The following is a 12,918-nucleotide window of genomic DNA, read 5'->3' as shown; positions in this document are numbered from 1 at the left end:
AGACTTCAAAAAATCAACTAACTAGGAGGAAGAATATGCTTTTTTCCGAGAGTAATGTAAACATTTCGGCAGCATTAGCTAAAGCATGGGCTACTATTCAAACACCAAAACATAATGCAAAAGTAAATGTTCGCACCAAAAATGGTGGTTCATATACGTTTGAATACACGGATCTCAATGGCATTTTAGATGCTGTCAGACCAATATTTGTCCAAAATCATTTATCCATCATTCAGAACAGCTATACAACCGTTGAAGGGAATTTAACAATGGCTTGTGTAGAAACCATATTCCTGCATGAATCAGGAGAGTATGTGAAATCTTATCCACTCAAATTCCCAGCTGCCAACAGCATGCAAGATTTCGGTGGTCAGATTACTTATATGAAGCGCTATAGCTTGTCGGCTATGTTAGGACTGGCTACCGAGAAGGATGATGATGCAAATGGAGCGAGCGGTAATGATTATCAATATATGAATCAAGCTTCTCCAAAGCAACCAAATAACAGTGGTCAGCCACAGCAACAAAAAAATCAACCTAATCACACAGGTTTAAGGACTCAGGAACAGTTCAATGAAATAGCAAAATTGTTGAGTGAAGTTGCCACAGCATATGGTTCCGATCCTAACACAGTTTATAACGGTGCTATGCAGAGGTGCAAAATTCCTGATAAGAATTCGGATTTATTAACAGTGAAAGAAGCGGATAGCTTAATTCAATATTTACGTGCTATCAAGATGCAAGTGCCTCAATGAATTCTGTACCGCACAGAGTGTTGTTACCACAGTGGATTTTTGAACAGGCGGCAGACGATGAAAAGGAATTATATCGCCTAATACGCCGCTACATGTGGCAGAGCTATCAAGATTACAAAATTATCAAAATAGAGGGTAGCTTCGCCATTTGTGAAAGAACAGGTAGATTTCTATAGGAGGTTTAACTGATGGAGAGTAAAAACATCGTTAGAGTAGTCAAAAACAAAGATTATACAGTTATTAACAATACATCGCTTTATGACACGAAATTAAGTTGGAAAGCAAAAGCCATCCATGTCTTTATGCTCTCTAAACCAGATGATTGGACATTTCATAACAGCGAACTTACACAATGGGCCACGGATGGTGATACATCATTTGATACAGGGTTGAAGGAATTAAAGAAATACGGCTATGTCAAAAAGGAAAGGCGCCGTGGCAAAAACGGAAAATTTGAATGGGTCACGGTGGTATATGAAGTTCCGCAGCTTGATGGGGAGCAGGAGCAACCTATAGACAAACAGCCATTACCTGATTCACCATCCATGGAAAATCCACCTATGGTAGAACCATACCCCGAAAAACCATCCATGGAAGATCCACGAGTGGAAAAACCATTAGTGGAAAATCAAGGACTACTAAATACTAATATACCAAGTACTGATTTACTAAGTACTGATAGATTAATTAATAATAATGATGATGAAAAGGAGCCACCTGCATCCACAGCATCAGAGAACCAAACTGCTCCTCCTACACAGAATGCATTTGCGTTTTATGAGCAGAATCATTTTGGAGCGTTAGGATCTCTAATCTTTTTCAAAATTGACCAATGGATAAATGATCTATCAGAGCCTTTAGTTATACACGCGATGGAGAAGGCTGTGCTGAACGGAAAAACAAACTGGGGTTATGTCGAGACCATTTTAAAAGATTGGTATAACAAGAAACTCTTCACGTTGGAAGCAGTAGAGGCAGCAGACTTGCAGTGGAAGAATCAACAAATCCAAGCAAACAAGCAGCAACGTAATCAGACAAAAAAGTATTATCAGCAAAAAAATAGACGTGAAGAGGTTGTTCCAGGATGGTTTGATAATCGGCATGACGCTGTTCCAAATGATATAACCGAATCAACATCAACCATGGATTTTGAAGCTGAGCGCCAAAAAATCTTAGAAATGCTAGGGAAGGGATAACGCTATGAGCAGCCATGAAGAGCATATGAAATTACGGAAACATTTCGCCAGGGTTGCTCAGGCAAAAGGTACTTTTACTAATGGCACTGACCAAGCACTGGTACGGGCAGTGACACATGATGAAGTAGCGAAGCGTATTAACCAGCTTGTCAGTGAGTATCAGTTCCCCCTTCCAGTCCTACAAGACGTACAGAAGCGGTTAAGTGACAGCAACTGCACCGATTATGCAATGCAACAACTTAGATATTTAGAAAACAATGTGCATGCTGGCATCGCAACAAAAAGGGAGGATTCAAACAATGATTAATCGTGTCGTATTAGTTGGCCGTCTTACAAAAGATCCTGAGTTACGTTACACACCGAACGGTATAGCATCATGCCGCTTCACAGTAGCCATTAACCGTACATTTGCCAATCAAAATGGTGAGCGTGATGCAGATTTTATTAACTGCCAAGCATGGCGTAAAGCAGCTGAAAATCTAGCAAACTATCAGCGCAAAGGGGCACTGATTGGTTTAGAAGGTCGTATTCAAACGCATAGTTACGAGGATCAGAATGGACAAAGGGTGTATACCACAACGGTTGTAGCGGACAGTATCCAATTTTTAGAGTCACGTAGTCAAGCTAGTGGTCAACAGCAGCCTAATTCATATTCATCACAACAGCAACAACCTCAATATGGCGGACAAGCTTACGGCAACAAACAGCCAAACTATGCCGGCGGGCAATCACAGCAACAATTCGGTGGTCCTATGCCAGGGCAAGGTGCTTATCAGCAAAATCAGCCGCCTATGAATCAATCTAGCTATACAAGAGTAGATGAGGACCCATTTGCGAATAGTCGAGGACCGATAGAAGTGTCTGATGATGATTTGCCATTTTAGGAGGCTGATAGGATGAGGCGTTGTAAAAGATGCAACAGACCCTTAAAAAATGGAGAATCCATTGTAAGACAGTATGGGGTTACTTGCTGGAAGCGGCACTTGAATGATCTTGAGCAAGAGTTTTTGAAGAACCAGCTCACCATTTTTGACGTGCTAGAGGCAGAAAATCATGAAGAAATGAGGGCGCAGAATGTTTTATAATCAATCAACGAAGCAGCGTGCGAAATCAGTAACACATGCTGACCGTGGCAAGTTTTTAGAACGTGTCATTGATATGGCCAACACAAAATATCGTAATGCGGGATTAGCTGACATTCGTAAAATTCCAACGCCTGTACAAATTACAAAAGATAAAGGCTCCCAAGTAGAAGGACGGAAGGAAAAGCCTGAATGGGTGGACTATGCAGGTGTCTGTAATGGAACAGCAGTGGTATTTGATGCAAAGGAAACGAAGGGCAAAAGTTTTCCACTCCAAAACTTACATGATCATCAATACGAATTGCTCCGCTCCTGGTACGAAAAAGGCGCTATCACTTTTCTACTTGTGTATTTCAGCGAGTTGGATAAATACTATCGCTTACCATTTCCACCGCTTCAAGCGGCTTGGCAGACAGCTCAAAGTGGTGGGCGTAAATCGATTCCACTCGCAACATTTGAAGAACATGCAAGCGAAGCTGTATCGATGGATGGCTATACTTTGCACTACTTGCTGCCATTTATCGAAAGTAGGTGGTGAGGATGTTACAGGGAAAATGTGTTGATACTGGTGGCTCTACTAATCTTACAAAAGGTGAACTTTACTATCTTTTCCCACATGGCGGTCATGCATATTGTGCTAGCCGCTTCCCTAGACCTGGGTCTCAATTTGGGGCCTACCAAGAGAATCACTTTGAGCTAGTGGATGTTGCTATTGATGCACCAGGACGAGTACTTAATAAATATTTGGCTCGTGTAGTGAAACCACCCTCACATTTTTATCAAATTGACGAAGAATACATCATTACGGAGCCACGAGCAGATGGTTACTACAGTGTGTTTTTTAAGCATCGTCCAGATGGTCCTCCGATTGGCGCATATAAACGTACGGAATGTTTTGAGCGTATTGTGTCTCTTGAAGAATCAGCAAAAGACACAGCTACCATATTTGAGGTGGGTGACATTGTAGAAATTATAGACGCATCGATTATAAAACGTAAACATTATGAAAATGGTGTGCAGGCAACGGTGATAGAGAATTTTTATGGTTGCATATCAATTCAAAGAAATGAACCTGTAGATAAAATGGTCATAAGTAGCGTGCTTTTAGTAGGAGAGGATCTACAGGCTATTAAAAAAGTTAAATTAAGAACCTTACTAGAAGCGTTTATGGTGAACGATAAGCCGAAAAAGGTAAAAAAATCGATAGAGATGGTGCACGATAAGCCTGAAATTGTGCACGTGCCTACCAAAAAACAAGAATATGAGCAGTTGAGCTTATTTTAGGAGGGACTGAAATGAATGAGCAATTAAGTTTTCGTGATGAATTACGAAAGCAAGAACTAGAACGCCCATGGTTTTTACAAGCAAGTTCTGCACCAGTTGTCCGATTTGAAGGAAGTAAATCAGAGCGAAATCTACCAAAGGGATCATTATGTTTTGTTAATGGCTGCAGATCAGGTGAATTTGATACCCATGTTTGGTCCCGAAGTAAAAGTTCATTTGTAGATTACTTAGATTTAGTGCCGATGAAAGTAATCGACTTTACAGAGGAAGAATTGACACGAAAATATCCAAAAAGGTGGGAGCATGTACGAATTATTTCAAATGCCACACTACAAGTTGTAGACGAAGGTTTACTTGCTGTCATTGGACCACAATGGTGTGAGTTAACAGAGAAACTTTCCAAAGGTGGATATACCCAAAATCGGAGAGTGGATATGCTAACTAGTCATTTTGATGGTTACAAACCCGCACGTCTTTTGGTCTACAAAGACGAATTAGAGGAGAACACAAATGAGAGCAATCACAATTAAACAACCTTGGGCTACTCTTATTGCTTTAGGTGAGAAGCGGTTCGAGACACGTAGCTGGCAGACGAAATATCGAGGTCCAATTGCTATCCATGCTGGTAAAACAATGGATAAGGAATATTGTGAATATCCGCCAATTAAGAGAGCGCTTCAAAGACATGGAATTAAAAATGAAGATTTACCACTTGGAGTTGTCGTTGCTACTGCAGAATTAGTTGAATGCCATTTGATACCGAACGAGTTAAGTGCTGCAGGCATGGAATTCGGAAAAAAATTAGAAGGTGATGAACTGTACTTTGGTGATTTTATGGATGGTCGATATGCATGGGAGCTGAAAACAATGAAAGTTTTACTTGAGCCAGTGCCAGCTAAAGGACAATTGAGCTTGTGGAATTGGGATGATGGGAGCAAGTGAAAGAAATTGTTCAGTAAAAAAGATGGGATTCCCATCTAAAAATAGTAGTGTGTTTAATTCGATTTGCTTTTTTCAAGTTCTTTGATACGTTTCTCTAATTTCTTAATCTTCATGTCATTAAGTAAAGCAATGATTAAAGCAATCATTGCAAAGGTAGAAGCAACGAATAAACTCATTCCAGAACCCCCTAATATTTGTTAATTATATTATACAATAGGTTGCTCAATGGAACAAATTACATTGTTAATATGAATTATTGAACATTTTGAGTAAATAAACTAAAAACGGGTCACTGAGTGTGAGTGACCCTAAGTAACAATTCAGGAGGTTCCTGTTAAACTAGTTTAGCTTAACACTACTATTCATATGCTTAGGTAACTTGGGTTTTATAGTTTATTGCCTTTGGAAAAATAAAAAGTTATGTCTTAATGTAGGCTAAATTTAAAACTCTTTGTTTGGAGAAAAGAAGCCTACCCATAGAAGAATAGACTTCTTTAAAATTAAAACTACTATACTGGTAATAGAATAGCTTCAATATCTTTACAGTTTACAACTAGAGTTCTAGAGCCATCTAGAAAATATGCGCAACAATCTTCATTGTTTAAGGAAAGAAATCTTACATTATTAAATTCTCTACCACTCTTTAAAAAGATGTTAACTCGAGAATTAACTTTTAAATCTCTTAATTGGTCACAAGCACAGCCTATGCAACGATTGCTCTCATTTGAAACGTTGCTTACTCTTGAATTGCAAGAGGAGCATTTTTTTCTAGCTGCTGGATTTCTATTAACACTCATCGTATACCCTCCTTTCATAATAGATTTAAGGTATCGTAACCTTATATTCTTAATCTATGAAAAGAATTGTAAATTGGCTGGTAATTTGTCTATTCTGCAATAAATAATTTTATAAATAAAGTACAGAACAAATATAAATATTTGTGTATAGTTAATAGTCTAATGTTATTTTATAACTATTTTGTAATTAAAAGTTAATATGAAACGCAGAATAAACTAAGTATCTTTATACACTACAATAAACTAATATTTACTTAAATTTAATGAAAAAGTTTGGTAATAATTATACTTACCAAACTTCTAGGTTTAGTATATTCGAGATATTTTTGAAAAAGAAAAAAGCCGTAGCGTCGACTCACACTACAGCTAGAAATGGTTTATGCCCTTTGATGGCCTCACAGATAAGTCATTATAACACAACTTAGGAGGCCAAACCTATGTTAACAGCTCAAACAGTAAAAGAAGTATGGTCAGAGGCAGACATTGATTATCTAGTGAAAAACTATCGTTTCTGGAAGAAAGAAATTAATCGGTTAGAAAGAGTTTTATATGGTAGTTCAAGCTCAATGGTTTCTTGGGGGGTAGCTCAGTATGGAATAGATGCAGCAATGCCAAAAGGGAGTTTGATTCGTAGCGTAGAAGAGCTTAAAAGAATGGATGTACGTGAACGTGGTCAGATAGCGCGATTAGAAAAGCTACGTACTTATGTATACGCGTTAGAGGTAGCTTACAATCTAATTGACGATGAACAACTTAAAACCATTTATGATTGCTTACTTGATGGAATGACGTACAGACAAATCGCTGAACATCTATCAGCATCTAAAGATTATGTGCGGTTAAAGAAACAAATCATTTTTAGCCAGATTAGCCAAAATAGCCAAATAAGTACTATTTTGACCTACGAAAAATTTGCAATGTAAAATGGGAGGCAGGACGGTGCGATAAGGTTTTCCTCCCTTGGTATTTATAAAAACCTAAATATTAGAGGAAAACAGACCAACGGCCAGCCTATATTTTTTAAGTGATTAGATGTCTTAATTAATAATAAAGAAGTGGTTTTCATGTGAACTTTTGTCCACTTTCCATTAAATTCAATTAACTAACAATAAAGTTCGCGGTAATGCACTATTTAGAACCATAATCTGTGTATATGCCATAGGCTTTTACCTATGAGAAACGTCTTGTGAGGAATAGGATGTAGAAGTGGCTTGAGTAACCACTAGAATTATTTAAACACATTTTTTTATCCCCTTGTTAAAAGACCACAATTATTAGTGGTCTTTTGTATTATTATAAAAAACTAACTAAATGAATTGTACATAGTATAATTGTCTATTTCCTTTATCCCTAATTGAATAGTGTAGTAAAAACAAGGAGGGATTTTAAAAATGGGATGTAGAAATTGTAATAAAGCTTGGAATCACCACCATGCAAACAATATGTGCGGTTGTGAAAAAAATCAGTGTTTCTTTAGATTCAAAGCACCATGTATACCAGAAATGAATGGAGTAACTCCACCACCACCAATTAATAACGCAAGAGTGTGTGAAATTTATTTAGCAACAGATGAAGCAATAGCAAATGGTCAATATTTAGGATTAGGTACCGCGTCCGCGCTATTCCCGCGAAATACGGTTGTTATACCAGAAAACGCAATTATAACTGGATTAGTTTTAAATGTACGTGATAATCCATTAACAGTTGCAGATACAGTAACAGTTGAAGTAGTTATTAGTAGAAGCTGTGGTTTTACTGACCCGATTTCAACAGGTGTTATTGCATCAGTAACAGGGCCAAATACTGCTGCAAACCCCAATTGTTGTGGTTCAACAACAGCTAACTATGCTATAAATAAATGTGACCTATTATCTGTAAGGATTGTAACAGGGGATGGGGCACTTCCATTTGGAGCAGCAGTAACAGTAATGTATGTACTACCGTAAATTAATTTTTAAAAAACTATATTTTATCAAAAACCACGAAAAAAATCGTGGTTTTTTATTTTGGAAAGCAATTGCATATAGGCGATTTATAAACAATCAAATGTGGAGGTGGTGGTGATTATGAGATATGGCTAGAGCAAGAGATCCAAGACGTGACCAAGCATATGACATTTACAAAGCCCATAATGGTGAAATAAAGCTTAAGGATATAGCAGAGCAACTTGATGTATCTGAGGGAACTGTACGTGGGTGGAAAAACAAAGATAGCTGGGATGATCGTCTTGAAGCGGAATCGAATGGAACGTTCCAATCAAAACAGCAGAAAAATACGGAACGTTCCGTAAAAAAGAAAACGAAAAAAACGCAACGGAGCAAAGCGATCCCAGAAGCGGAATCGCAAGCAACTGTACAGTTTGAAATCGTCCCCAGTGACTGTCTCAACAGTCAACAGTTGCTTTTTTGTTTGTACTACACAAAGTATTGGAATGCCACGAAAGCATACCAAAAAGTGTATGGATGTGACTACGCTTCAGCGATGAGCAATGGCTCTCGATTGATAAGAAATGATAAGGTTCGAAAGGAAATTCATCGATTGAAGGCAGAATTAGCAAACGGTATTATGCTGGATGCACGCCAGGTCTTACAAAAGTACATCGACATTGCATTTGCTGACATCACCGATTTTGTGGACTTCGGCATGCGTGAAGTGGAGGAGCCTATGCTAGATGGCATGGGGGGCGTAATCTTAGATAAAGATGGAAACCCACGAATGCAGACATACAAGGTAAATACAGTGCACTTCCATGATGCCACAGAGGTAGATGGCACGATCATAACCGAGGTCAAAAAAGGCAAGGATGGTATCAGTGTGAAGCTTGCTGACAAAATGGCAGCACTTGCAATGCTTTCAAAGTACACCGATTTATTAAGTGATGAACAGCTAAAAAGGTTACGTGAAGAAAAATTAAAAGTAGACATTGCAAAAGTACGTTCTGAAACAAAAGGTGCTGGAGGTGGCAACACCACAGGCGTTGATTTAAGTAATTTAACGACGGAGGAGTTGAGAGCCATTGCTAATTCTAAGCGATGAGGAAATGAGCGCATTGGAAAACGAAGCGGACAAAGAACTTGCACGCCGCTTCTACCGTGATTATGTTGAATATGTACATCACGGCCATTATGAGCACTTTCGTCATACTGAATTAATTTGTGATGTGCTCCAACGTGTGGCCGATGGTGAACAGTTATCTATATTAATAGAGATGCCACCACGACATGGTAAAAGTATGACGGTAACAGAATCGTTTCCGTCTTTTTATTTGGGCAAAAATCCTGATAAACGGGTAATAGCAGCTGCTTATTCTGATGGGTTAGCAACCAAGTTTGGTCGTTTAAATCGTAATAAGTTTAATGAGTTTTCACATGATCTATTTAATGTGCAATTATCCGAGTCCAATGCAGCTACAAAGGATTGGGGAATCCAATACAGACGTGGCGGAATGATCTCAACTGGTATAGGTGGTTCTATTACTGGGCAAGGTGCGGACTTGATGATTATTGATGACCCAATCAAAAATATGAAAGAAGCTATGTCGCAAACGATACGAGACAGCATTTGGGATGAATGGGAAGCCACGTTGTCTACACGGTTACATGATGGTGCGTCCGTAATCGTTATTATGACTCGATGGCATGAGGATGATCTGATTGGCCGTTTACTTGCTCGTAGCCCTCGTAAATGGGTGCGCTTGCGATTGCCTGCCATTGCAGAGGATGAACATGATCTATTAAACCGTAAAATTGGCGAGCCGTTATGTCCAGAGCTCGGCTTTGATGAGAAATGGGCTGAGGATAAAAAGGCAGAGGTTGGATCACGAACGTGGGCGTCTCTTTACCAACAAAGACCCGCTCCTGCAGGTGGTAATATCTTTAAGCGTGAATGGGTTAAATACTATGTACGTGACGAGCAAATGAAGCGGGATTGGGGTCTAAGTGATGATGTCATAGTATTACCAATTCACTTTGAAAAGATGGCTCAATCTTGGGACTGTACATTTAAGAAAACAGAAAGTAGTGACTTTGTTGCGGGCCAAGTATGGTCACGAAAAAAGGCACAGTATTTCTTATTAGATCAGGACCACAAACGTATGAACTTCCCAGATACAGTTAAAGCAATTCGCGCAATGACTGACAAATGGCCAAAAGCTACAAGTAAATATATTGAGGATAAAGCGAACGGCTCTGCTGTAATAGATACATTAAAAGATGAAATCAGTGGCATTATTCCAGTTGATCCTGATGGTGGTAAGGAGGCACGTGCAAACGCGGTGTCTCCTTTATTTGAAGCGGGTAACGTTTATTTCCCTCACCCGAATATGTGTCCTTGGGTGAATGATGTCATAGAGGAAATGGTGAGCTTCCCTAATGGGGCTCATGATGACATGGTGGATGCATTGACACAAGCACTGAATCAGCTATATACGAATAATTCAAGCTTGTTAGATAGAACAAAAAAATTGTTAGGTATGGGTAGGTGATGAAGATTGAGTGTTCTCGAAGTAGCTAAGCAGTACAAAGAGGATTTTATGCAAGGTCATGGGAAAGCAGGTGCTAAAGATAAGCTTACTAGACAAGTACCTGGTATTCGCAGAAAGTTAACCCATGCTGAAATATCTGCCCTATATGCAGATAATCCAATAGTACAAAATATTGTCGATATTCCAGCGGAGGACATGACAAGGCACTGGTTTACATTACGTATGAAGGATGACCAGCTTGCACGAGATATAATGGCGCGATTAGCAGACCTTAAAGCGAAAGATGCTTTTAAGAAAATGAGGATGTACGAACGTATGCGTGGTGATGGATTTATTTCCTTAGGCGTTACCCAGCGAAGTAAATTCGAGTTACAAGATCCATTAAAGTTAGATAGTCTACTTTCTATAGATTACTTGCATCCATTCTCATCAATGAAAGTAAGCGAGCTTTTAATCAATGATGATGTATTTGATAAGAACTATGGCAAGTTGGAAAATTTACGAATTAGCCGCGCATCTAGGAGTGGGATACAAGCCGTAGAGACAGAAACACTTGTTCATTATTCTCGAGTGTTGCATGACCAAACAAGGCGTTTAGAGGATGAAGAACAGGGCATGTCGCTGTTAGAGACACTATATGATGCTATTACAGTACTTGATACATCCTTATGGTCCGTTGGACAGATATTGCATGATTTCACATTTAAAGTGTATGAGTCTGCTGACATTGAGAACTTATCGAAAGAAGATAAGAAGGAGCTCGCGATGATACTGGACTTTATGTTTAGAACAGAGGCGATTGCTCTTATTGCTAAAGGAGAAACACTTACAAAGCAAACAACTCCCGTATCCGGTATGAAGGACTTACTCGACTTTGTATGGGATTATATATCCGCTTCTGCTCGTATGCCTAAGAGCGTCATTAAAGGACAAGAGGCTGGCACACTAACAGGTGCGCAGTACGATGTTATGAATTACTATGCACGCATTACTTCTGCACAGGAAAATGAAATGAAGCCGCTTCTCGAACATCTTATCCGAATGCTATTATGGGCTGAAAAAGAGCCTGGAGGTCGTATTAATCCAGATACAGTTGAATGGGAAATTAAATTTAATCCACTTTGGTCTGTCGATTCTAAAACAGATGCAGAAATCCGTAAAATCGTTGCAGAAACAGACCAGATTTATGTATCTAATGGTGTTATCTCTTCTGATGAAATTAGAGAGACCCGCTTCGGACAGTTCGGCGTTTCTGACGATTTCAAATTTAGCGGTGACGATGCACAATGGCAGCGTATGGCCAATGAAGTATACAATGCTTGGAAGGAAAATGGACAACATGGCTAAGCGTGTGCCACCTACTCGTTTTCCTGACGTTGTGGCTGCATCATATTTCCGTTCTATAGATAAATTGGTTCAAGAAGCGGGCAAGGCGACTCTTTTGTTATACGATGCTTCAGTAAAAAGTGAAATGATGAAAGATAGTCGAGATTATGTGCAAGATGGTCCATTTGATTTCTTTAGGAAATTGACAAGTCATATCAAAAAAGCTGTTTCAATTGTGTACTCACAGCGAAAGGTGATTATTGCTGCTACTTCTTTTATGAAAAATATAAATAAAGTGAATAAAACCAATATGGAACAGCAAGGAAGGGTACGAGGCATAGACCTAACGGCTACAGAGACATGGATTGCTCCTTTTATGAAAGAGAATATCCAGAAAAATGTTGACTACATTACAAATATCCGTGATGAATATACTGAAAAAATTGAATCGATTATTTATGATGGTGTAAGGGATGGCAGTAGCTACAAAACAATTCGTGAGCAATTGGAAGAGCAAATAGGTATGTCTCAACGCCGTGCTAAATTTATTGCTATAGATCAATCAGGTACATTATTTGGACAGATGACAGCACAACGTCATCAGAATATGGGCGTAATGAAATTTAAATGGAGAACATCGAAGGATGAACGTGTCCGTGATTCTCATAAAATTCTTGAAGATAAGATATTTTCATACGATGATCCACCTTCTGTTGGGTTACCGGGTGAAGATTTTCATTGCCGATGTATTGCACTGCCTATTTTTGATGATGAAGAAGATTAATTTGTTTAAAACAGTAACACAAGAACAAAGTCGTAGTAATACGGCTTTTTATTATGTGGAAAGCAGGTGATTTATTGTGAATGGTTGGTTTCTATCAATAATTATTATACATGTATTGTCTTTAGGTATTACATTAGCTCAACATGGAAAACCGAGAGATGGTAAATATAACTTTTTCAGTACATTGCTTTCATGTGGAATTATTCTTACATTGATGTATTTTGCGATTAAAACAGGTTTTTAGGATAGAAGATATCTTATATATGATT

General features: G+C 38.7%; 17 protein-coding genes. 15 read left to right on the top strand and 2 right to left on the bottom strand.

All coding sequences use genetic code 11. The features are described from left to right. The first annotated feature begins 35 nt into the window (after positions 1 to 35). The 9 genes from NP781_RS11185 to NP781_RS11150 all read left to right on the top strand — a co-directional run bounded on the left by NP781_RS11185 (position 36) and on the right by NP781_RS11150 (position 5,259). A complete protein-coding gene (locus NP781_RS11185; RefSeq protein WP_237898075.1) occupies positions 36 to 755 on the top strand; it encodes an ERF family protein in 720 nt (239 codons plus the stop codon). A 188-nt stretch (positions 756 to 943) separates the two neighbouring features. Continuing rightward, positions 944 to 1,951 carry a DnaD domain-containing protein gene (locus NP781_RS11180; protein ID WP_257522300.1) on the top strand — a complete coding sequence of 336 codons (1,008 nt, stop codon included), beginning with the start codon at positions 944 to 946 and terminating at the stop codon, positions 1,949 to 1,951. A 4-nt stretch (positions 1,952 to 1,955) separates the two neighbouring features. Continuing rightward, on the top strand, positions 1,956 to 2,258 hold the full coding sequence (locus NP781_RS11175; protein WP_257522299.1) for a DUF6877 family protein: 303 nt from the start codon (positions 1,956 to 1,958) through the stop codon (positions 2,256 to 2,258). Beyond that, positions 2,251 to 2,835 carry a single-stranded DNA-binding protein gene (gene ssb / locus NP781_RS11170; RefSeq protein ID WP_257522298.1) on the top strand — a complete coding sequence of 195 codons (585 nt, stop codon included), beginning with the start codon at positions 2,251 to 2,253 and terminating at the stop codon, positions 2,833 to 2,835. Before NP781_RS11175 ends, ssb begins: the two co-directional genes overlap by 8 nt. A gap of 12 nt (positions 2,836 to 2,847) precedes the next feature. Beyond that, entirely contained in the window at positions 2,848 to 3,036 is a 189-nt protein-coding gene (locus NP781_RS25625; protein ID WP_312130982.1) for a DUF6011 domain-containing protein, read from the top strand. Beyond that, a complete protein-coding gene (locus NP781_RS11165; RefSeq protein ID WP_257522297.1) occupies positions 3,026 to 3,571 on the top strand; it encodes a Holliday junction resolvase RecU in 546 nt (181 codons plus the stop codon). The genes NP781_RS25625 and NP781_RS11165 overlap by 11 nt, the downstream gene beginning before the upstream one ends. Before the next feature lie 2 nt (positions 3,572 to 3,573). Beyond that, complete coding sequence (locus NP781_RS11160) at positions 3,574 to 4,317, top strand: hypothetical protein (protein WP_257522296.1); 744 nt, start codon at positions 3,574 to 3,576, stop codon at positions 4,315 to 4,317. An 11-nt stretch (positions 4,318 to 4,328) separates the two neighbouring features. Next, complete coding sequence (locus tag NP781_RS11155; RefSeq protein WP_257522295.1) at positions 4,329 to 4,847, top strand: hypothetical protein; 519 nt, start codon at positions 4,329 to 4,331, stop codon at positions 4,845 to 4,847. Continuing rightward, on the top strand, positions 4,828 to 5,259 hold the full coding sequence (locus tag NP781_RS11150) for an ASCH domain-containing protein (RefSeq protein WP_257522294.1): 432 nt from the start codon (positions 4,828 to 4,830) through the stop codon (positions 5,257 to 5,259). The genes NP781_RS11155 and NP781_RS11150 overlap by 20 nt, the downstream gene beginning before the upstream one ends. 53 nt (positions 5,260 to 5,312) lie before the next feature. Here NP781_RS11150 and NP781_RS11145 read toward each other — a convergent pair whose 3' ends face one another. Both NP781_RS11145 and NP781_RS11140 read right to left on the bottom strand, forming a co-directional pair. Next, positions 5,313 to 5,435, bottom strand: a complete 123-nt coding sequence (locus NP781_RS11145; RefSeq protein WP_257522293.1) for a hypothetical protein — start codon at positions 5,433 to 5,435, stop codon at positions 5,313 to 5,315. Positions 5,436 to 5,768: 333 nt separating this feature from the next. After that, positions 5,769 to 6,056 carry a hydrolase gene (locus NP781_RS11140; protein ID WP_257522292.1) on the bottom strand — a complete coding sequence of 96 codons (288 nt, stop codon included), beginning with the start codon at positions 6,054 to 6,056 and terminating at the stop codon, positions 5,769 to 5,771. 437 nt (positions 6,057 to 6,493) lie between these two features. On the opposite strand from NP781_RS11140, the gene NP781_RS11135 reads away from it, so the two are divergent. The 6 genes from NP781_RS11135 to NP781_RS11110 all read left to right on the top strand — a co-directional run bounded on the left by NP781_RS11135 (position 6,494) and on the right by NP781_RS11110 (position 12,649). Next, on the top strand, positions 6,494 to 6,979 hold the full coding sequence (locus NP781_RS11135; RefSeq protein ID WP_257522291.1) for a sigma-70 family RNA polymerase sigma factor: 486 nt from the start codon (positions 6,494 to 6,496) through the stop codon (positions 6,977 to 6,979). 468 nt (positions 6,980 to 7,447) lie between these two features. Next, positions 7,448 to 8,002 (top strand): hypothetical protein, encoded by a 555-nt coding sequence (locus tag NP781_RS11130; protein ID WP_257522290.1) that lies wholly within the window; start codon positions 7,448 to 7,450, stop codon positions 8,000 to 8,002. A gap of 127 nt (positions 8,003 to 8,129) precedes the next feature. Beyond that, positions 8,130 to 9,092: a terminase small subunit gene (locus NP781_RS11125; RefSeq protein WP_257522289.1), complete on the top strand. Its 963-nt coding sequence runs from the start codon at positions 8,130 to 8,132 to the stop codon at positions 9,090 to 9,092. After that, a complete protein-coding gene (gene terL / locus NP781_RS11120) occupies positions 9,079 to 10,539 on the top strand; it encodes a phage terminase large subunit (RefSeq protein ID WP_257522529.1) in 1,461 nt (486 codons plus the stop codon). The genes NP781_RS11125 and terL overlap by 14 nt, the downstream gene beginning before the upstream one ends. Before the next feature lie 6 nt (positions 10,540 to 10,545). Next, a complete protein-coding gene (locus tag NP781_RS11115; RefSeq protein ID WP_257522288.1) occupies positions 10,546 to 11,886 on the top strand; it encodes a DUF1073 domain-containing protein in 1,341 nt (446 codons plus the stop codon). Next, positions 11,879 to 12,649, top strand: a complete 771-nt coding sequence (locus tag NP781_RS11110; protein ID WP_257522287.1) for a phage minor head protein — start codon at positions 11,879 to 11,881, stop codon at positions 12,647 to 12,649. The genes NP781_RS11115 and NP781_RS11110 overlap by 8 nt, the downstream gene beginning before the upstream one ends. The last annotated feature ends 269 nt before the right edge of the window (positions 12,650 to 12,918 follow it).

The organism is Lysinibacillus sp. FN11, assembly GCF_024628845.1.
Classification (GTDB): domain Bacteria; phylum Bacillota; class Bacilli; order Bacillales_A; family Planococcaceae; genus Lysinibacillus; species Lysinibacillus capsici.
The sequence above is the reverse complement of the archived record's forward strand: the minus strand, read 5'-3'. Positions and strand labels throughout refer to the sequence as shown.

Excerpts from the sequence above, each read along its gene's own strand:
- ssb (WP_257522298.1), top strand. The coding sequence starts at position 2,251 with ATGATTAATCGTGTCGTATTAGTTGGCCGTCTTACAAAAGATCCTGAG.
- NP781_RS11155 (WP_257522295.1), top strand. The coding sequence starts at position 4,329 with ATGAATGAGCAATTAAGTTTTCGTGATGAATTACGAAAGCAAGAACTA.
- NP781_RS11110 (WP_257522287.1), top strand. The coding sequence starts at position 11,879 with ATGGCTAAGCGTGTGCCACCTACTCGTTTTCCTGACGTTGTGGCTGCA.
- NP781_RS11150 (WP_257522294.1), top strand. The coding sequence starts at position 4,828 with ATGAGAGCAATCACAATTAAACAACCTTGGGCTACTCTTATTGCTTTA.
- NP781_RS11185 (WP_237898075.1), top strand. The coding sequence starts at position 36 with ATGCTTTTTTCCGAGAGTAATGTAAACATTTCGGCAGCATTAGCTAAA.
- NP781_RS11160 (WP_257522296.1), top strand. The coding sequence starts at position 3,574 with ATGTTACAGGGAAAATGTGTTGATACTGGTGGCTCTACTAATCTTACA.
- NP781_RS11130 (WP_257522290.1), top strand. The coding sequence starts at position 7,448 with ATGGGATGTAGAAATTGTAATAAAGCTTGGAATCACCACCATGCAAAC.
- NP781_RS11135 (WP_257522291.1), top strand. The coding sequence starts at position 6,494 with ATGTTAACAGCTCAAACAGTAAAAGAAGTATGGTCAGAGGCAGACATT.
- NP781_RS11145 (WP_257522293.1), bottom strand. The coding sequence starts at position 5,435 with ATGAGTTTATTCGTTGCTTCTACCTTTGCAATGATTGCTTTAATCATT.
- NP781_RS11165 (WP_257522297.1), top strand. The coding sequence starts at position 3,026 with ATGTTTTATAATCAATCAACGAAGCAGCGTGCGAAATCAGTAACACAT.
- NP781_RS11180 (WP_257522300.1), top strand. The coding sequence starts at position 944 with ATGGAGAGTAAAAACATCGTTAGAGTAGTCAAAAACAAAGATTATACA.
- NP781_RS11125 (WP_257522289.1), top strand. The coding sequence starts at position 8,130 with ATGGCTAGAGCAAGAGATCCAAGACGTGACCAAGCATATGACATTTAC.
- NP781_RS11140 (WP_257522292.1), bottom strand. The coding sequence starts at position 6,056 with ATGAGTGTTAATAGAAATCCAGCAGCTAGAAAAAAATGCTCCTCTTGC.
- NP781_RS11175 (WP_257522299.1), top strand. The coding sequence starts at position 1,956 with ATGAGCAGCCATGAAGAGCATATGAAATTACGGAAACATTTCGCCAGG.
- NP781_RS25625 (WP_312130982.1), top strand. The coding sequence starts at position 2,848 with ATGAGGCGTTGTAAAAGATGCAACAGACCCTTAAAAAATGGAGAATCC.